We start from the raw sequence: 19,769 nt of genomic DNA, 5'->3' as shown, positions 1-19,769 counted from the left end.
CCACATGGTGCGGAACCGGCGAGGGTGACCATCCTGTTCGCCACCGATCCCATCTGCTCGCATTGCTGGGCCATGGAGCCGGCGTGGCGCCGCTTCCTGTATCACTTCGGCGAGCTGATCGAAGTGCGCCACGTGTACGGTGGGCTGCTCCCCTCTTGGAACGGATTTCGCGACCTCGGGGCGGGGATCGCGAGCCCTGCCGATGTTGCGCCGCACTGGGACGAGGTCGTCGCCCGCTATCGCCAGCCCATCGACTCGTCGGTGTGGTTGCGCGACCCGCTGCACAGCTCCTATCCGCCCACCCTCGCCGCGCTCGCCGTACGTTCCCTGGCGCCAGCCCTCGAGGATCGATACCTAAGGCGGATCCGCGAGGCGCTCTTTCTGGAAGGACGCAACATCGCGCGACCGTCGGAGCTGCGCGGATACGCCGTCGAGATCGGGGTCGATGGTGACGCCTTCCACGAGGCGTTCGAATCGCTCGAGATCCAGCGCAGCTTCAGTGAGGACCGGGCGCAGCTCCGCACCCTGGGTATTGCAGGCTTTCCGACGTTGATGGTCGACGCTCCCCAGGCAGAGCGGGCGTGGGTGCTGCGCGGGACGCAGCCATATCATCGCCTGGAGCGCGCACTGCAAGCCGTCCTGGGAGAGCTTCCGCCGCAGCGGCCGATGACACCGGCAACGGTCCTCGCGGAGTATGGCTCGGGCACCACACGCGAATTTGCGGAAGTCCTGGAGCAACCCGAGGCGGAGGTCGAGTTGTTGCTGGCGGCGGCGGGAGGAGTGCGAGAGCCGATCGCCGGGAGTGCCCGCTGGCACGTGCCACGGGAGCGAGCGTGGTAGGGGCGATCTGGTGCGCCTGCCTCGCGTGGCGACTCGGGAAGGGGCGCTGCGCTCGCTAGGGCTCCACACCGACGCGGTCCGCTGAATCCCGATGCAGGAGACGGGCGCGCCACGCGGGATCGAGGCAAACCGCCGCAGCGCGCGCACGGCGAAGGTCGCATCCTGGGACAGCGCGTCTCGCCTGACGCCTCACCCTCGGCGGCGCCCGACACGGCGGTCGACGGCGGCGAGCTCGGCCCGTGCCGCCTCGATCTCACCGAACTCGAGCTCGGCGGTCCGACGCGCGCCCGCCTCAGAGGAACCGCCGCTCAGGAGGTCGGCGATCCGACGCTCTAGGTGAAACCGGATTTCTGCATTGAAGCACCCGGCGCGCAGCGGAAGGAAGCTGATAGCACTTCGCGCGGCGACGGTTTTCCGAGTAGCCCCACTCGCTCTCGACCAGCCCCCGCTCCGCCAGGCGATACAGCGCGAGGTAGAGCGCGCGATCCTCCACCACCAGCGTCTCGTCGGAGGTTTCGCGAATCCGGCGGGCGATGCTGCAACCGTGGCGCGGCCCCCCACTCAGCGTCTTCAAGACGAACGCGTCGAGCGTGCACTTCACGAGGTCCATCTCGGCGTCTTTCGTGGCCGCTCCACAGCGTGACTCTGGAGAACGCGGCCGCCCCCTTGGTGGGTCGTCAACGACACGGCCCCCGACACCAGGCAAGCGAGTTACCCCCCTGCCACGGAGCGGCACGACCTGATACGTCTGTCGGCGTGGTCAGCGCAGCTGCAGCCGCGCGAGGTGCACCATCGGCACCTCACCCCAGTCCACGATCGCCACCGCATCACCGGCGATGGCGGACGGGTAATACCACGACGTCGGTCCCGTGAAGCGCGCGATGCGTTCACACGACTCAGTGACGAAATCCCAATATTGTCGCCCCTCCCGCCCCGTCATCACGGGCACGATGTACGTCGGCGTGCGCTCACCCGGGATGAGAAGGATCCCCGCGACGTGCTTCCATGCGCTCACGTTGCGCACGCCCATGGTGATCCCTCGGGCGAATACGAATTGCGCCGGGTCGTCGGTAGGGTCCGGGTCCATGACGCACCGTCGCCGCTCACGCCCGCGCGCGTCGTAGAAGCGCAGGCGGTAGGGGGACTGGTCGGCGAAGACGAAGCCGCCGTCGCGCCACGGAGCGACGAATCCGGCGAGGAACGAGGTCTGGAAGCCGAGCAACTCCGGGCGGCTGGGGGTCGGGACATACCGGTCCAGGAGCGTGCCATCCAGCGCAAGCGCGTGCACGCCGAACTTCTCCCCGGGGCCGAACCCGGAGGCGAGCAGCCGGTCGGCGGTGGAGTCGTAGATAAGACGGCGAATCGCGAGATGAGGCGGGAAGCGAATCGTCCGCACATAGCGGAGGGCGGCGTCGTAGACGAGCCCTCGTCGATGTCCGGCGTCAAAGACGACGAGGCTGTCGCCGCGGATGTTCGCCACGTACGCGGGCGCGCGCACTTCGCCCGGACCGTCGCCCTTGCGTGCCATGCTCTGCCGGTACCGTCCATCCGGGCCGAAGAGGAGCACCGCCGGGATGGACGGGTCGAGAACAACGAGGGAGCCGTCGCGGCGGATCGCCACCTGGGCGATGCGGCCGAAGGCATCCCACTCCCCGTGCTCGGACCCGATCGAGCGGATCGGGATGAGTGAGATAGCGCGGTCGGCCGTCCGGCGGATCGTGGTCGGCTGCACCGGCGTCCCGGGTCGCGTCTGTGCCAAGCCGACGAACGGCCGCGCGGCGACCACCAGGCAGACGACAACGGACAGCCTGCATGCGGGCGGGATTTCCATGGGCGGGAGGACCAAAGTGCCTGCCATGGGCGCCACGGTGTCGTGAGTACCCATTCCCCGGATGTTCTCCGTGGTCGCTACAGTGCGAATCCTGGCGGCGGGAGTCAAGCCGGCCCGGGTCCGAAATCGTCAGTGCTTGCGTCCGCCGTTCGCCATGCAGCGCTGCGCGGACTTGGAGCGCTGGTTTCATCTCGCTGACCCTCCGACGCGACACACCGTCGGAAAACAACAAGCCACTCTCCCCGAGCGAGATCCCGTTGCACTGCCAATCACCGAAGACGGGTGCCCGATCTCGCCGCGGAAAGGATATTTCCCCTAACTTGCAGCCGCCGCAATCGCAGCGGACTCGTCAGCATCGTCTACTGGACAACAATTGCCGGGCGCCGCTCCGCACGACCAGCGAAGGAGCGGCCTCACGACCGCCGCGCGCTCTTCCGGGAGGGCGGCTCAGAGACGATGACGCATGCATCTTACAGATCGGCGATGACGAGCCATTCGATCGCTCGATCGCTACCACATTCGAGTTCGCCCGCAGGACTCCGGCGGCGCGGCCATGAGCACAGACGACATTGGAGCCGATGCGGGGGGCGCGGAGGCGGTGCCGGCGCCCGAGGCCCCGTACCCAGCCCCCGACCTGACGCGTGAGTACCGGACGGCCGACATCACCGTGCAGTGGTACGCCTCACGCTGCATTCACAGCGGGTACTGCGCGCGGGCGCTCCACGCGGTGTTCGACCCCAGGCGCCGCCCATGGATTGATCCGACGGCCGCGTCACCCGACGACATCGCCACGACAGTGCTACGCTGCCCGTCTGGTGCGCTCCACTTCGTCCGGCACGACGCCGGCGCGCAGGAACAGCCCGACCGGCCGACGACGCTGACGCCGATCCGGAACGGGCCGCTCTACGCACGCGGCGACATCGAGATTCGCGCGCTCGACGGCTCCGTGCTGCGTCGCGACACCCGCGTGTCGCTGTGCCGGTGCGCGCTCAGCCGTCAGGTGCCGTTCTGCGACAATTCTTGCCGGACCTCCAACTGGCGTGAGCCGGTCGGGGCGCAGAACGGCCCCAACGGCACTCCCGACCCGGCTCCGCCGATCAACGACCGACGATAGCCGGGGGAGTATCCGCCTGGACTCACACCGTGGTGTACCCTCCGTCGACCAGGTAGTACCCGCCGGTCATGAACGAGGCTTCCGCCGAGAGGAGAAAGCAGACGAGTGGCGCCACCTCATCCGGCTGGCCGAGGCGGCCCAACGGGTGCTTTCCCACGAGCGCCGCCTTGTGCTCCGGCGGGAGCCCCGCGAGCAACGGCGTCTCGATGTAGGCCGGCCCGACGCTGTTGATCCGCAGCCCCTGCGGTCCGTACTCGGCGGCCGCGTTCCGCGTCAGCCCCACCACGCCGTGCTTTGCAGCCGTGTAAGCCGCGTTGCCGATGGCGGCCACGGCGCCATGAATCGACGCCATGTTGACGATCGCGGATTCGCGTGCCCCCGCCCGCAGCATGGCGGGAATCTGGTATCGCATCCCGTACAGCACGCCGTTCAGGTTGATGTCGATGACGCGGTCCCAATCGGCGAGATCGACCTCGCCCGCCGGCGCCTGCGCACCGCCAATTCCCGCGTTGTTGACGGCATAGTGCAGCGCGCCGTAGGTCTTGACCGCAAAGTCCACGACCTTCTCCGAGTCGGACGCGCGCGCGGTGTCGTGCTGGATCGCGCTTGCCGTACCGCCCGCGCTGGTGATCTCGCGCGCCACGCGCTCGGCCGCGTCGAGCTTGATGTCGGACAGCACGACCTTCACGTTCTCCTTCGCGAACCGCTTGCCGATCGCCTCGCCGAGGCCGGAGCCTCCGCCGGTGACGATCGCGACCTTTCCGGAAAGTCCTTTCATCGTGAGCTCCCTCGTGTGTGGGGGTAACCATGATCGGCGAAGCGGATGTTCTCAGGGCCGCTGCAGGCCAAGGCCCGGCGGGCATCGTCGAGTCGAATGTCCGGCGACTGCCCACGGCCCCAGCGAACACCCACCCGGGAATGAACGCTTCATCCCGCGGCGGTGATCCCTCGCGGTCCATCGCCACGCCGCCGGCGAAAGAAGCAGGCACGTCGCCTCACACCAGCGCCTGGTCGTGACGCGACGCGCCTTCGCTTCGTTCGCGGTATCTATCGGGCCAGATAGCCGCCGTCGATGTTGTAGTAGGCGCCGGTGATGAACGACGCCCGCTCGGAGGCGAGGAAGAGGACGAGTTCGGCAACTTCGTGTGCCTCACCCAAACGGTTCATCGGGTGGAGCGCGGCGAGCGCCTGCATCTCGCTGTCCGCGGTGGCGCCGCTGGTGTCCATCACCGCTCGCTTGCCGAGCAATGGGGTCTTGATGAACCCGGGCCCGACGGCGTTGACACGGATGCCATGCGCACCGTACTCGACCGCTGCGGTCTTGGTGAGGCCAACGACGCCGTGCTTCGCGGCAGAGTAGCCGCTGGCGTGAGCAAGACCGACCGTGCCGGCGATCGATGCCATGTTCACGATCGCGCCGCCACCGGCGGCCAGCATCGCGGGGATCTGGAAGTGCATCCCGTAGAATATGCCCGACAGGTTGGTGGCGATGATCCTGTCCCACTGATCGATAGGGTACTCGCCCACTGGCGCAGTGGGGCCACCGATTCCGGCGTTGTTCACGGCGATGTCGAGTCGGCCGAACTGCGTCACCGCGATGTCGACGAGGGCCTTGGCCGCGTCGGGCTTCGAGACGTCGGTCTTGGCGACTCGCCCGCTACCGCCTCGCTCCTGGATCTGTCGCAGCACGCGCCCTGCACCGTCAGTGTCGACGTCCGCGAGCACCACGGTCGCACCGTTCTTCGCGAACGCAAGGGAAATGGCCTCGCCGAGACCCGAGCCGGCGCCAGTGACGATTGCAATCTTGCCGTCGAGCATGATGCATCTCCTTGATGAAGTGAGTGGGCGCACGCTGTCGAGTGGGTGGAACCCGATCAACTGCCCTTCGGCATCACGAGCTTCCAGCCGCTCATGAATCCCGTGCCGAGGCGACCCTGCAGCGTGATGCCGAGCAGCCCCAGCGCCTCGAGCTGCCGCGCGCGCTCCAGGGCGCCGACGTCGATCGGGATCATGCCGCCGCCGCGAACCAGATCGGCCACCTTGCTCTTTGCGCCGTCGTCGTCGCCCGCGATGAGAACATCGAGCGGCATCCCAGCGACCTCGCCGGCAACGAGCGTCCCGGCAAAGGTGGTGTTGAAGGCCTTGACGAGCTTCGCGCTGCTGGGCAGCACGGCCCGGATCGTCTCAGCCGCGGAGGTTGACGGCGACGTGACGAGGGCGTCGTACGTGGCGTTCAGCGGATTCGAGATGTCGACGACGACCTTGTCGTCGAGTGCCTTGCGGAGTTCGCGGGCGATTTCGAGAGTTCCGTCGTACGGGGTCGCAAGGATCACGACGTGGCTCTCTCGCACAGCGTCCGCCGCGCCTGCGGCGACCGCCACGTTGGTCCCCGGCACAGCGCCCTGCAGCTGCACGGCAAGTGTGCGTGCCGCATCCGGTGATTGGTCGAAGAGCGTGACGTCGTTGCCGCCGGCGATGAGTCGTGTCGCGATGCCGCGGCCCATGCTGCCGGTGCCGATGATGAGGACCTGCATGAGAGGTACTCCTGTGGAAGGGATGGTCGAGCGAGGCGCGGGGCGCGACGATCAGGCGGCGTTACGGAGCGGCCGCGATTCCCGGGACCCGCCGTTCGGGCGGCGCGCGACGAGCACGTCCGCCGCGTAGCGGCCGCCGCCGGTGATGGCCAGTGTGGCAGCGACCGACGCGAGCGTGAGCACGAACTCGATGCCGTTCGGCGCGAAGAATCCCGCCGTGAGGTGCACCATGAAGAGCGCGCCGAGCATCGTGACCGCCAGGCCAAGGCCGACAAGGCGCGTCAGGAGCCCCGCGATGAGCGCGAGTCCACCGAAGAACTCCAGGAGCGCGACGAGCGGGCCGGTGACGCTCGGAAGCGGAACGCCCATCTGGCCGAACGCGCCGACGACGCCGGAGAGGCCGATGACGAAGAGCTTCTGACCGCCGTGGGCGGCGAAGACTATCCCCGCCACGACGCGGAGCAGGAGGAGACCAAAGTCGAGCCTGCGAGTAGCGGTAAGCTGAAGCGGACGCATGATGGGATTTCTGGTATGGGGGATGGCCATGAAGAGATGGCCGAGAGAGGATGAACGTGATGCGTTAATAAGTGTTATCACACCAAGAAGGCCGAAACCGCCTCCCGCCGAAGGACAGCATCGCTGTGTGCTTCCGCGGCTTGTCGCGGAGAACGCGAGCGACAACAGGATAATATGTGTTATAACATTCAATGTCAAGACACTGACATGGGGCAAATATCAGGTGTCTCGGTCACATCGGCCCGAGGACGCCGAATCCGCAGCGGGCCGACCTGCCACCGCTCGCCAGCACCTACAGCCTGGCACGCCGGAGCAGCTGTGCGTTGATGGCGACGATGATCGTCGAGAGCGACATGAGCACGGCGCCCATGGCGGGGGTGAGCAGGATGCCCCAAGGCGCAAGTACACCAGCCGCGAGCGGGATCGCCACGATGTTGTAGCCGGCCGCCCACCACAGGTTCTGCACCATCTTCCGGTAGCTCACGCGCGACAGATTGATGATCCGCGGCACGTCGCGCGGGTCACTCCGCACCAGTACGATGTCGCCTGCTTCCACGGCGACGTCAGTGCCCGCACCGACGGCAATGCCCACCGCCGCGGTCACCAGTGCGGGGGCATCGTTCACCCCATCGCCGACCATGGCCACGCGCTTGCCTTGCCGCTGCAGCCGGTCGATGTGCCCCGCCTTGTCCTCGGGCAGCACCTGCGAGAAGACGGTGTCGATGCCAAGTTCGTGACCGACAGCCTCCGCCACGGCCCTCGCATCGCCGGTCATCATCGCCACCTCGATGCCGGCCTCGTGAAGTTGCCGGATCGCGTCCGCGGATTCTGGACGCACGGCGTCGGCCACGGCGAAGGCCGCGAGCGCTCGTGCACCCTCAACGAGGTAGATCACGCCCTGGCCGCGCCCCGCCGCCTCGCTCGCGAATTGCGCCAGATCGGGCGACGGCGTGACCCCCAGCTTGGCCAGCAGGTTCGGACCGCCCGCTGCCAACTGCCGCCCTGCGACCGTAGCGCGCACCCCATGGCCGGGAATCGCCTCGAATCCGGTCGATGCAGGAATCGTGAGCCCTGCCTCCTGGGCGCTCGTCACGATGGCGCGCGCGACCGGATGCTCAGCATCGCGCTCGACGCCTGCGGCAAGTCGGAGGGCCTCGCGCTCGTCCACGCCCGGTGCAGCGCGGGTGGCGACAACCCGGTGCTGGCCAAGTGTGAGGGTGCCGGTCTTGTCGAAGACGACGGTGGTCAGGTTACGCGCGTCCTCCAGCCCGCGGCGGTTGCGCACCAGCAGTCCGCCGCGCGCGCCGAGCGTCGTCGAGATTGCGAGGACGAGCGGGACCGCGAGGCCAAGCGCGTGCGGGCAGGCAATGACGAGCACTGTTACAAGCCGCTCGACGGCCGTGGCAGCCGTGGCACCCGCGAGGAGCCATGCGACGAGCGTCACCGCGCCGGCGCCGAGCGCGACCCACGTCAGTCCGCTGGCAGCCCGGTCGGCGAGCGCCTGCGCTCTAGAGCGCGATGCCTGCGCCTGCTGTACGAGCCGCATGATGCCAGCGAGAGCCGTTCGCTCGCCGGTGCCTCTGACTTCCACCCGGAGCGAACCGGCGCCGTTCACGGTGCCGGCAATGACCGCCTCACCAGGCGTCTTGTGCACGGGCGCCGACTCTCCCGTGATCATGGCCTCGTTCACACTGCTCTGCCCTGCGCGCACCACGCCATCTGCCGGGATGCTCGCGCCCGGTCGCACAAGGACCGTGTCGCCAATCCGGAGATCGTCGACGGCGACCTCTTCGAACTGCTCATCGGCGCCTTCGCCGTGCACGCGCGTTGCGACGTCGGGGAGAAGCTTGGCCAGTTCGCCAAGCGCCCCCTGCGCCTGACTGATCGAGCGCATTTCCATCCAATGGCCGAGCAGCATGATGGTGACGAGCGTCGCCAGCTCTTCCCACAACGGCATTCCGGGAAAGCCGAGAAGGACGGCGGCGCTGAACGCGAAGGCGACCGTGATCGCGAGCGCGATGAGCGTCATCATGCCCGGCAGCCGGTCGCGGATCTCGCGCGCGGCACCCTGGAGAAAGGGCCGGCCGCCGTAGAGGAACACCGCCGTGCCGAACAGCGGCGGGATGTACCGCGCCCCCGGAACGCTCGGCGCGGTGTAGCCCAGCGCATTCTGGAGCATGTGCCCCCAGGCGAGCGTGGGGAGCGTCAGCACGAGCGACAGCCAGAACTTGTCGCGGAACATCGCCACCGAATGGCCGGCGTGCGCGTCGTGCGCGTCGTGCGCGTCGTGCGCGTCGTGCGCGTCGTGCGCGTCGTGCGCGTCGTGCGCGTCGTGCGCGTCGTGCGTATGCCGTGCATGCGCGCCTGGATCGCCCATACCTCGTCCCTCTGGAAGGTGATGACCTCGCTGGAAGCGCTGCGGGCCGCCTGTCGCCGCGCCCGTCAGTGCCATCGAAGGGCGGACGCCGACGCCTCGCTGCCAGAGGGAAGACCAGGGGAGCTCGCTGTACTCGAGCGCCGAGGGGCCGGCGGTCCCCCCCGGGCGTCCGTTGCGTCTCCCATTATCCGCCGAGGCCAATCTGCTGCAGGAACCCTCCGAGGTCGTAGAAGAGATTCTCCTCGATGATCTGCCCGTCCTCCCCCCAGCGTGCGACGGTGCAGAACTCCACGTCGAATCGCTTGCCCGTCGGCGGGATGTCCTTGCCATCCGGACCCCGCATCGGCCCGCGGAAGGTGCCGGTGAATCGTGCGATGGAGCAGGTCCACTCACCCGACGCGAAGAACACGCGATAGGGCCGATTCTCGAGCTGCTGGTCGGGGAACGCGCGGAAGAAGTCACGCGCTTCCTGATTGTGCGCTTCGATGCCGTGCGTCGGCGGCTTGCCCGGCCAGGAGACCACCACGTCGCGGCGGTGTCGCGCCTCGAAGATTCTCAGGTCCTGCGCGTTCCACGCATCGTCGAGCGTCTGCATGAGCTCCATGTTGCGAGTCGCGTATGTGTCTCGCCCTGCTGACGTGGCGCCCATATTCCCTCCAGCGGTGAATCGACCGGATCGTGCGCGATGCCCTCGTGCCGCGCTGCGTACCGGCCGGCGTCGGCTCGTCGCTCATGACGACGCGTCGGCGGGCGCCGAGCCGCTCGCACGTGGGATCGCCGTGTACACGCGCGTGATGTAGCTGTGGAACTCGTTCATGTAACTCGCGAGGAAGTCTCGCGTCGACACTACCGTGACCTCGCCGTCGTCGGTGACGAGGTTCGGGGTGAACTCGATGTACGCCTCGATGGCGTTGAACATCGGCGAGTTGCAGAAGGCCATGATGCTGCGGACGTGCTGCTGGCCAACCGCCGTGCCGATCTTGCCTGGCGAGGCGCCGATCACCGCGGACGGCTTGCGCGCGAAGGAGTTCGCGCCCCACGGTCGGCTCGCCCAGTCGATGGCGTTCTTCAGTGCCCCGGGGATCGAGCGATTGTACTCCGGCGTCACGAAGAGCACCGCGTCCACGGCGGCGATGGCGTCCTTGAGTGCCCGCCCTTCCGGCGGATAGTTCGCGTCGTAGTCGTACGAGTACAGCGGCAGGTTGCCGATGGGGATCTCGCGGAGCGTCAGCTCTGGCGGCGCGAGCCGCGTGAGGGCTGTCGCAAGCTTCCGGTTGATCGACGCCTTCGCGAGGCTGCCGACGAAGAAGCCCACGGTGAATGCGGTCATGGCGATCTCCTGTCGATGGGAGCTGCGCGGCGGCGCTCGTGCGCGACCTGCAACGGAGAATGGCACGTCACGCGCGAGCGCGCGAGCACTCTCTGCCGTTGAGCACCCCCCTCGTCGGTGCCACCCCCGACAACGTGTGATGTCCGGTCGCCGCCCGAGCATGTGGATGAGTCTCCCGAGGCTTACGCCCGATCCATGACGATTCGGGTACGGGTACTGCGGTCGGCCGGATGTGCCCAACGGAGATCTCGCGCTTCTCGCCTCACGCTACATCACGGTCGCCAGGTGTGGATGACGACGAGGTTGTCCACTGCGACGTAGCAGGCCGAGGGTCGAGTACCAGGATGTGTCAAGTTCGCGTTCTGGGTGGCGAGCACCAGGACGTTAGGCAGCCTCCCGACGTCCGACTACCATCGGAGAGCCGCATCTTGGCGGGCGTCTCCGAGGCGGCCCGCGAACACCTTCTTGGCTGCGTGCGGCGCCAACCCCACTGGTGGGCAGTGTCACCCAGAATATGGACGGCGGCCGTGTCGACTTCGAGGCCGAATCCGCGCCGGCCCCCGAACTACACACATCGCCGCACACGACCGCCCTTCGTCGACGACAATATCGATGAGAAGACGGGCTCTCGTCTTCCCGTCTTCTCGTCTTCTCGTCTTCCCGTCTTCTCCTATCTCACCAACTTCCGGTATGCGATCCGGTGCGGCTGGTCCGCATCCGGCCCCTTTCGCTTCTTGAGATCCTCGATGTACGCCCCGTAGTTCCCCTCGAACCACACCACCTCCGAGTTCCCCTCGAACGCCAGGATGTGCGTGGCGACGCGGTCCAGGAACCACCGGTCGTGGGAGATGATCACCGCACAGCCGGCAAAGTCGAGGAGCGCATCTTCCAGCGCACGCAGCGTATCGACGTCGAGGTCGTTGGTGGGCTCGTCGAGGAGGAGGAGGTTGCCGCCCGTCATCAGCGTCTTCGCCAGGTGCAAGCGGTTGCGCTCCCCCCCGGACATGTTGGCCACCAGCTTCTGCTGGTCGCTCCCCTTGAAGCCGAACGACCCGACGTAGGCCCGCGAGTTCATCTCCCGCTTCCCCACGGGGATCATCTCGCGCCCACCGGAAATCTCGTCCCACACGGTGCGTGCCCCGTCCAGCGTGCGCGTCTGGTCGCCGTACGAGATCTGCACCGTGTCGCCGACCTTGAGCGTCCCCTCGTCCGGCGTCTCGCCTCCCGTGATCATCCGGAAGAGCGTCGTCTTCCCCGCCCCGTTGGGGCCGATGATCCCGACGATCCCGCCGCGCGGGAGCGAAAAGCTGAGGTTCTCGAACAGGAGCTTTTCGCCGAACGACTTCTTCAGCTTGTCGGCGATGACGACGTCGTTGCCCAGCCGCGGCGCCGGCGGGATGACGATCTCGTGCTGCGTCACCCGCTCCTGCGCCGCCTCGCTCGCCAGCTCCTCGTAGGCCTGGATGCGCGCCTTGTTCTTGGCCTGCCGCGCCCGCGGCGCCATGCGCACCCACTCCAGCTCGCGCTCCAGCGTCTTCTGGCGCACGCTGGCCGTCTTCTCCTCCTGCGCCAGGCGCGACTTCTTCTGCTCCAGCCAGCTGGTGTAGTTCCCCTCGTACGGGTAGCCGCTCCCGCGGTCGAGCTCGAGGATCCACTTGGCCACGTTGTCCAGGAAGTAGCGATCGTGGGTGATGGCTACCACGGTCCCGGGGAAGTCGGCCAGGAAGTGCTCCAGCCACGCCACGCTCTCGGCGTCCAGGTGGTTCGTCGGCTCGTCGAGGAGGAGCATGTCGGGCTGCTCCAGCAACACGCGACAGAGCGCGACGCGACGCTTCTCACCCCCCGACAGCGTCGTGACGTCGGCATCGGCCGGCGGGAGGCGCAACGCGTCCATCGCCACCTCGATCTTGTTGTCGAGGTTCCACAGGTCCAGGTGGTCGATCTTGTCCTGCACCCTGGCCTGCTCGTCGAGGAGCTTCTGCATCGCCTCGTCGCTCATCGGCTCGGCGAACTGCATCGAGATCTCGTTGAAGCGATTGAGCAGGTCGCGCTGCTCCTTGACCGCCAGTTCGACGTTCCCCTGCACGGTGAGCGTGGGGTCGAGCTGGGGCTCCTGCGGCAGGTAGCCGATCCGGGTCCCCTGCGCCGCCCACGCCTCGCCGTTCCAGTCCTTGTCCACCCCCGCCATGATGCGAAGGAGCGACGACTTGCCGGCCCCGTTGCTGCCGAGGACGCCGATCTTGGCCCCGGGGTAGAAGGAGAGCCAGATGTCGTTCAGGATCACGCGCGACGGAGGGACGACCTTCGTCAGCGCCTTCATGACGTAGATGAACTGTGGGGCCATGTCGTGAGGCGGGAGGCGGGAGGCGGGAGACGGGAGTGCGCGCGAATCGCGCGCGACGTCACCGAGGGGAATCTAATGGAACGGGGGAGAGGGAGGCGGCGCGGCACAAGCGCACCCTTGCATCTGGTGGCGCCACGGGCCAAATAGCGATGTCTGTGGGCAGGTTTTCACGTCCGCATCCATTCACGAAGGGGTACCATGACCGATCCGGCTGGCGACCGGGAGCGCTTCGCGCTCGTCGATCGCATGACGGCACTCTTCGCCTCCGGCCCGGACGAGGCGACGATCATGCGAGGGGTCGTCGACCTCTTCGTCCCTGAGTACGCGTCGTGGGCGTCGTTCGACGTGCTGGACGAGGGCGAGATGAAGCGCGTCGCGGTCGCCTCGATCGACTTCCCCGGCCACGACGGCTCGCGCTGGGAGTCGGCGCTGGCGCCGGCCGACCTCTTCGGGGGGAGCGATCGCTTCCTGCAGGCGGACGCGGCGCAGGTGATCCACGTCGACTCCCGCGAGGCGCTCCCTGCCTTGCCGGAGGGGGTGGACGCGACACACTACCACCCCCTCCTCCCGCTCTCCGTGATCTTCGCGCCGCTCCGGGCGCACGGCGAACGGCTCGGCCTCCTGCAGGTCCTGGCCACGCACGGCCGTCGGCGGTACGTGGAGTCGGACCTGACCGTGGTGGGGGGCGTCGCGCAGCGCGCCGCCTTCGCGATCATCAATGGCCGCCTGATCGCGCAACTGCGCCGCGAGCTCGACCAGCGGACACAGCTCATCGCGCGGCTCGGGGAGTCGGAATCACGATTCCGCAACCTGTTCGCGGCGAGCCCCATCGCCATGTGGGTGCACGACGCCGAGACGCTGCGCATCCTCGCGGTGAATGCGGCAGCCGTCGAGCAGTATGGGTGGAGCGAGGACGCCCTGCTGCAGATGAGCGCGCGCGACCTCGAGCCCCCGGAGGGGCTGCCGGAGGCGCTGCAGCTGGCCCGATCCCAGTCCGGCCTGTCGCACACGGACCGAGTGGCGCAGCACTGGCGCGCGGATGGAACGCGGCTCCTGGTGGAGGTCCGCACCCACGAGGTGGAGATCGGGGGTCGCGGCGCCGTCATCGTCCAGTCGCTCGATGTCACCGATCGGGTCCAGGCGTTCACCGCACTTCGCGCGGCATCGGACCGCCAGCGCCTGGTCTCCCGCGTGACGAAGGAGGCGCTCTGGGAGTGGCGGCCGCGGACGGGGGAGCTGGAGTGGAACCCCGCCTTCTCGGAGCTCTTCCGCTTCGCCCCCAGTGACGCCACGCAGTCGCCCGACTGGCTGATGTCGCGCGTCCACCCGGACGACCGGATGGCATGCGCGGCGGTGCTCTCCGACGCACTCCAGGCCAGGCGCGAGGAGTGCAGGCGCCGCTTCCGCTTCAAGCGCGGCGACGGAAGCGAGGCGCTCGTCGACGATCGCATCGTCATCGCCTATGACGATGAGGGCCCGGCGCGCGTCGTCGGGTCGCTGACCGACATCACCGCACAGCAGAAGCAGGAGGAGCAGCTGGCGGTGGCGCAGCGGCTCGAGGCGATCGGCCGGCTGGCGGGAGGGGTGGCGCACGACTTCAACAACGTCCTCACCGCCATCCACGGCTTCGCCACCTTCGCCCTCGAGGACCTGCCGAGCGACAGCCGGTCGCGCGAGGACCTGGGCGAGATCCTGCAAGCCATCGACCGGGCGGCCACCCTCACCCGCCACCTCCTCGCCTTCTCGCGCCGCCAGGTGCTGCAGCCGCAACTGGTCGAGGTGAACGACTCGCTTCGCGCCTTGCAGAAGATGCTGGCCCGCGTGCTGGGCGAGGACGTCGACCTGCAGACCTTCCTGGCGCCGCAACTCCCGCTGGTCCTCGTCGATCCGGGACAGCTCGAGCAGGTGATCCTGAACCTCGTGGTGAACGCGCGCGATGCGATGCCCGAGGGCGGGCTCCTCACCATCGAGACGTCGATCGCCGTCCTGGACGACGACCACCGCGCGCCGGCAGGCGAATTCGTCGTCATCGCCGTCACCGACACCGGGATCGGGATGGATCCGCACACGCTCGAACACGTCTTCGAGCCGTTCTTCTCCACCAAGGACCGCGACAAGGGGACCGGACTCGGGCTGGCGACGAGCTACGGGATCATCCAGCAGTCGGGCGGGCACATATCGGTCTACAGCGAGGTCGGGCGGGGGAGCACGTTCAAGCTCTTTCTCCCCCGCGCCGTGGAGGAAGGAGTGGTGGCGGCATCGATCGCCGCCGATGCCACGGCGCCGCTCGCGGGCCACGAGACGGTGCTCCTGGTGGAGGATGACGAACGGGTCCGCCGAGTGTCGGTGACCGCGCTCATGCGGCATGGATACATCGTCATCGAGGCGCGGGCCGCGGAGCCGGCGCTGGCGACCTTCCGCGAGGGGGTCCACGCGATCGACGCCGTCGTCACCGACATCGTGTTGCCGCGGATGAACGGGGCGCAGCTGGCGAAGGAGCTGCGCGCCATCCGCCCGGAGCTCCCCATCCTCTTCGTCTCCGGCTTCACGGAGAATGCCTTCACTCGCTCGGGCGACATGCAACCCGGGATCGAGCTGCTGGAGAAGCCGTTCGCCCCCGAGGCCCTGGTGCGACGGGTGCGCACGATGCTCGACCGGCGGCGATGGGGGGACGGGAGCGGCGGGGTGTAGCGACGTCGCCACTTCGCCCCTTCCCGCCGCCGGGGCGGCGCCGCATGATGACGCACCCAACCGCGCCGCCCCCGCCATGCCGAATCCCCCCCTGTCCCGCCGCGACTTCAGCCGTGTCGCCGTCGCCGCCGTCGCCACCGGTGCCCTCCCGCGGGCGCTGCTCGGCGGCGCCTCTCCCGCCTCCCGGCTCCCAGCGCCCGTCTCGCCCTGGCGCTGGCCGGGCTACGACGACGCCATCGTCATCGACATGCTGGCCACCCCGGGGCCGTTCAACGTCCCCGACTGGCTCAAGGGACCGCTCACCCGCGCCATGATCGAGAACGCGCGCCGCTCGGGGATCACGGCGGTCAACTCGACGGTGAGCGCCACGGGCGATGCCAGCACGGCCTTCGAGGCGACGGTGGCCAACATCGCATCCTGGGAGTACGAGCTGCAACGCTCGCCCGACGTCTTCACGAAGGTCCGCACGGTCGCCGACATCCGCCGGGCCAAGGCCGAGCGCAAGCTCGGGGCGATCCTCGGCTTCCAGGACACCACGCCCATCTGGGACCGGCCCGAGCGCCTCGAGATGTTCCATCGCCTTGGCGTGCGCATCGTGCAGCTGACGTACAATGGCCCCAACCTGGTCGGCGACGGGTGCCTCGTGCCGAAGGACGGAGGGCTCAAGCCGTATGGGCGCGACCTGGTCGCGCGCATGAACGAGATGGGGATTCTCGTCGACATCAGCCACACGGGGTGGGAGACCACGCGCCAGGCGATCGTCGCCTCGCGCCGCCCCATCGCCGCCACGCACTCCGGGGCGGCCGCCGTGACCAACGTCCCCCGCAACAAGCCGGACGACGTCCTTCGCGCGCTCGCCGACAAGGGGGGGGTGGTGGGCGTCTTCATGATGCCCTTCCTGCGCGAGCGCGGGCAGCCGACGGCCGACGACTTCGTGCGCCACGTGACCCACTGCGTGAACGTGTGCGGCGAGGATCACGTGGGCGTGGGGAGCGACAACTCGATCACGCCGCTCGACCTCACCCCCGAGTTCCGGAAGGTCCACGCCGACTTCGTGGAAGCGCGGCGCAAGGCGGGGATCTCGGCGCCGGGCGAGGATGCCAACGTCTTCAACTACGTCCCCGACTTCAACTCGCCGCGTCGCATGGAGCTCGTGGCCGACGCTCTGGCCGGGGCAGGACACCCCGCGGCGCGGATCGAGAAGATCCTCGGCGGCAACTGGATGCGATTGTTGGGCGAGGTATGGCGATGACGTGCACGGCGGAACCGCGCGACGGGCGATGAGGTTCACCCCGTATGGATTTCGCCTCCATCACCGACCGCCTGTCCGGCTCCCCCGCGACCGCCCTCCCGCTCCTCTTCCTGGCCGGGGTGCTGACGTCGCTCACGCCGTGCATCTACCCGATGATCCCGATCACGGCGGCGATCGTGGGGGGCGAGGCGGTGGAAGGCTCGGGCACGCGCCGGGCGCGGCTCCGCCCATTCCTCCTGACGCTCACCTACGTCGTCGGGCTCGCCCTCGTGTATGCCGGGTTGGGCCTCTTTGCCGGGATGTCGGGGACGATGTTCGGGCGCGTGAGCACCAACCCGTGGCTCTACTTCGCGATGGCCAACGTCCTCGTCCTGGCCGCGCTCTCCATGCTCGACGTGCTCCCGGTGCGACTCCCCGCCTGGGTGACGCAGCGGGCGGCGACGGCCGGAAACGGCGGGCGTTTCGGTGGCGCCTTCGCGATGGGCGCCATGTCGGGGCTGGTCGCCGCGCCCTGCTCGGCGCCGGTGATGATCGCGGTCCTGACCTGGGTCACCGAAACGAAAAGCGCCCTTCTGGGGTTCATCTATCTGTTCACCTTCTCGCTCGGGATGTGCGCGCTTCTGGTGGTCGTCGGCGTGTCGTCGGGATCGCTGTCGCGCCTCCCCAGGGCGGGGATGTGGATGGTGCGGGTGAAGAAGCTCTTCGGCATCGTGATGCTCGGCGTGGCCGAGTACTACCTCGTGAAGATGGGGCAGTTGTTGATATGATCGCTCGAGTCCTGCGCTCGTTCGTGACCGGAAGCGCGTCCATGGCCCGACGCTCGCGCGTGCTCGTGGCCGCCGCCGTGATGGGCGTCGTGGCCGCTGGCGCCCCTGCGCCGGTGCACGCCCAGCACGCCATCGACCTCCCGCTGGGCGCGACGCTCCCGGACCTCAAGGTCGAGACGCTCGACGGCAAGCCCGCCTCGCTCGCCCCCTACATCGGGAAAACGCCGCTCCTCATCGAGGTGTGGGCGACCTGGTGCGAGAACTGCAAGGCGCTGGAGCCGCGGATCATCGCCGCCAAGAAGAAGTACGGGGGGCAGGTCAAGTTCGTGGGGCTCGCGGTTTCGTTCAACCAGTCGCCGCAGCGCGTGAAGCTCCACATGGAGAAGCACGGCTTCGACGTGGAGACGTTCTACGACCGCAAGGGAGAGGCCGACGCCGTGTACGGGGTGAAGGCCACGTCCACCGTGATCGTGGTGAACAAGGCCGGGAAGATCGTCTACGCCGGCGCCGGGGGCGACCAGGACATCGAGGGGGCAATCCGGAAGGCGTTGTAGGCCAGGAGACGGGAGACGGGAGGCGAGTCGGATTCAGGCTCTCCCATCTCTGCGCGCCCCCAGACGCTCCCACCGCAGCTCCATCACTCCGCCTGCGACGCTCGCGTACGTGTGACGCGTCACGCGTTGGCGATGTCCAGCGCGATCCGATCGATGCCGTCCAGCAGGCGCTGCAGGTGTCCCTCGGTGGTGCGGGGGTTGATGATCGTCACGCGGAGGACGCGCCGGCCGTCGAGGACGGTCGAGGTGATCCACCCCTCGCCGGAGGCGTTGTACCGCTCGCGGGTCAGGCGATTGAGTTCGTCGAGGGCGGTGGCGTCATCGGCGGCGGCCTCTCCCCGGCCCATGGCCGCCGCGGCGCCCGAGGCGCGGGGATTGGCGCCGAGATGGCGGAAGCAGAGGATGTTCGTCTCCGGCAGGTGCAACGCCTCGAAGCGCGGGTGGGCCATCACCATGGCGTGGAATGCCGAGGTCAGCGCGCAGAGATGGTCGTAGAAGCCCGCGATCCCGCTGGCCCCGTATCGGAGGATCGCCGCCCACACCTTGAGGACATCGGCGCGGCGCGAGCACTGCAGCGAGCGCGGCCCCAGGTCGTACGACGGTTCGTCCTCGCACAGGTGAAACAGGTACGGCGCCTGCTGGGCGAAGGCCCCGTCGAGCGCGGATGCGTCGCGCAGCAGCACCATCCCGGCAGACAACGGGACGAGCATCATCTTGTGAGGATCCCAGGCCAGCGAGTCGGCGCGCTCGATGCCACGCAGGCGGGCACGGTGCGACTCGGAGAAGAGCGCCGACCCGCCGTGCGCCGCGTCGACGTGGAACCACGTGCCGTGCCCGGCGCAGGCGTCGGCGACGGTTTCGAGGTCGTCGAACGCCCCGGTCGCCGTGCTCCCCGCGGTCGCGACGACCGCAAGCACCGCCCGTCCCTCGTCCTTCTGGCGCTGCAGCATCCCGGCCACCTGGCGTGCATCCATGCGGTAGCCGTCGGACGGGACCGTGAGGAGGTTGCGCACGCCGAGTCCCATGACGCCGACCGCGCGGCTGACGGCGTAGTGCGCGTGGGCGCCGCAGAGCACGACCGGTGGGGCCGCCCCCACGCCGGTGGCCCATGCCTCGGGCATCAGGCGTCCGCGGGCGGCGAGGAGGGCGGTGAGGGTCGCCTCGGTCCCGCCGGAGGTGAAGGCGCCGCCGCTCCGCTCGCCGAGCCCGGCCAGCTGGCACATCCAGCGGATCACCTGCCGCTCCACGTGGGTCGAGGCGGGTGACATCTCGCGCACCGCCTGCGAGTTGTTGAGCGCGGCGATGACGGCCTCGGTCCACGCGGCAACGGGGAGCGGGGGAGAGACCTGGTGCCCCGCGTACATGGGGTGCGAGAGACGGTTGGCCTCGGCGATGACGTCGTCGCGCAGGCGCTGGGCGACGACGTCCAGCGGGAGGCCGAGGGAGGGGAGCGGCTCGTCGAAGCGCGCCGCCACGTCGCGAGGCGGCGTCCCCCGCGAGACCGCCCCCTCGCCGCCCCCCGCTCGCGCGAGGTAATCGACCGCCAGTTGCACGATGGTCTGCGCCGCCTCGCCGGTGGCATCGGCGCGCAGCGACTCCAGCAGTTCGTCCCTGGTCAT

17 protein-coding genes are annotated in these 19,769 nt (G+C 68.6%); 6 read left to right on the top strand and 11 right to left on the bottom strand.

Features of this window, described 5'->3' with window-relative positions:
• The first annotated feature begins 24 nt into the window (after positions 1-24).
• On the top strand, positions 25-840 hold the full coding sequence (locus ABS52_07275; GenBank protein ID ODT03882.1) for a hypothetical protein: 816 nt from the start codon (positions 25-27) through the stop codon (positions 838-840).
• Between the two features lie 292 nt (positions 841-1,132).
• Here the strand turns inward: ABS52_07275 and ABS52_07270 are convergent, their stop codons facing one another.
• Both ABS52_07270 and ABS52_07265 read right to left on the bottom strand, forming a co-directional pair.
• Entirely contained in the window at positions 1,133-1,450 is a 318-nt protein-coding gene (locus ABS52_07270; protein ID ODT03881.1) for a hypothetical protein, read from the bottom strand.
• A gap of 150 nt (positions 1,451-1,600) precedes the next feature.
• Entirely contained in the window at positions 1,601-2,626 is a 1,026-nt protein-coding gene (locus ABS52_07265; protein ODT03880.1) for a hypothetical protein, read from the bottom strand.
• A gap of 598 nt (positions 2,627-3,224) precedes the next feature.
• Here ABS52_07265 and ABS52_07260 point away from each other — a divergent pair.
• Positions 3,225-3,785, top strand: coding sequence for a hypothetical protein (locus ABS52_07260; GenBank protein ODT03879.1), 561 nt, complete (start codon positions 3,225-3,227; stop codon positions 3,783-3,785).
• A gap of 22 nt (positions 3,786-3,807) precedes the next feature.
• On the opposite strand, the gene ABS52_07255 is transcribed toward ABS52_07260, so the two are convergent.
• The 8 genes from ABS52_07255 to ABS52_07220 form a co-directional block, all read right to left on the bottom strand.
• On the bottom strand, positions 3,808-4,563 hold the full coding sequence (locus ABS52_07255) for a short-chain dehydrogenase (protein ODT03878.1): 756 nt from the start codon (positions 4,561-4,563) through the stop codon (positions 3,808-3,810).
• A 269-nt stretch (positions 4,564-4,832) separates the two neighbouring features.
• Complete coding sequence (locus ABS52_07250; protein ODT03877.1) at positions 4,833-5,603, bottom strand: short-chain dehydrogenase; 771 nt, start codon at positions 5,601-5,603, stop codon at positions 4,833-4,835.
• A gap of 56 nt (positions 5,604-5,659) precedes the next feature.
• Complete coding sequence (locus ABS52_07245) at positions 5,660-6,319, bottom strand: hypothetical protein (GenBank protein ODT03876.1); 660 nt, start codon at positions 6,317-6,319, stop codon at positions 5,660-5,662.
• A 51-nt stretch (positions 6,320-6,370) separates the two neighbouring features.
• A complete protein-coding gene (locus ABS52_07240) occupies positions 6,371-6,835 on the bottom strand; it encodes a hypothetical protein (protein ID ODT03875.1) in 465 nt (154 codons plus the stop codon).
• Positions 6,836-7,127: 292 nt separating this feature from the next.
• On the bottom strand, positions 7,128-9,077 hold the full coding sequence (locus ABS52_07235; GenBank protein ID ODT03936.1) for a copper-translocating P-type ATPase: 1,950 nt from the start codon (positions 9,075-9,077) through the stop codon (positions 7,128-7,130).
• A 319-nt stretch (positions 9,078-9,396) separates the two neighbouring features.
• On the bottom strand, positions 9,397-9,861 hold the full coding sequence (locus ABS52_07230; protein ID ODT03874.1) for an ester cyclase: 465 nt from the start codon (positions 9,859-9,861) through the stop codon (positions 9,397-9,399).
• Positions 9,862-9,942: 81 nt separating this feature from the next.
• On the bottom strand, positions 9,943-10,542 hold the full coding sequence (locus ABS52_07225) for an ACP phosphodiesterase (protein ID ODT03873.1): 600 nt from the start codon (positions 10,540-10,542) through the stop codon (positions 9,943-9,945).
• A gap of 670 nt (positions 10,543-11,212) precedes the next feature.
• On the bottom strand, positions 11,213-12,886 hold the full coding sequence (locus tag ABS52_07220; protein ID ODT03872.1) for an energy-dependent translational throttle protein EttA: 1,674 nt from the start codon (positions 12,884-12,886) through the stop codon (positions 11,213-11,215).
• A 198-nt stretch (positions 12,887-13,084) separates the two neighbouring features.
• Here ABS52_07220 and ABS52_07215 point away from each other — a divergent pair, with 198 nt between their 5' ends.
• The 4 genes from ABS52_07215 (at position 13,085) to ABS52_07200 (ending at position 18,150) form a co-directional block, all read left to right on the top strand.
• Entirely contained in the window at positions 13,085-15,577 is a 2,493-nt protein-coding gene (locus ABS52_07215; GenBank protein ODT03871.1) for a hypothetical protein, read from the top strand.
• 76 nt (positions 15,578-15,653) lie between these two features.
• Complete coding sequence (locus tag ABS52_07210) at positions 15,654-16,829, top strand: hypothetical protein (GenBank protein ID ODT03870.1); 1,176 nt, start codon at positions 15,654-15,656, stop codon at positions 16,827-16,829.
• 44 nt (positions 16,830-16,873) lie between these two features.
• On the top strand, positions 16,874-17,596 hold the full coding sequence (locus ABS52_07205) for a hypothetical protein (GenBank protein ID ODT03869.1): 723 nt from the start codon (positions 16,874-16,876) through the stop codon (positions 17,594-17,596).
• A complete protein-coding gene (locus ABS52_07200; GenBank protein ODT03868.1) occupies positions 17,593-18,150 on the top strand; it encodes a hypothetical protein in 558 nt (185 codons plus the stop codon). Before ABS52_07205 ends, ABS52_07200 begins: the two co-directional genes overlap by 4 nt.
• A 119-nt stretch (positions 18,151-18,269) precedes the next feature.
• On the opposite strand, the gene ABS52_07195 is transcribed toward ABS52_07200, so the two are convergent.
• Positions 18,270-19,769, bottom strand: coding sequence for a hypothetical protein (locus tag ABS52_07195; GenBank protein ODT03867.1), 1,500 nt, complete (start codon positions 19,767-19,769; stop codon positions 18,270-18,272).

This window comes from Gemmatimonadetes bacterium SCN 70-22 (genome assembly GCA_001724275.1).
Lineage (GTDB): Bacteria > Gemmatimonadota > Gemmatimonadetes > Gemmatimonadales > Gemmatimonadaceae > SCN-70-22.
This window is presented reverse-complemented; position numbering and strand designations above follow the sequence as displayed.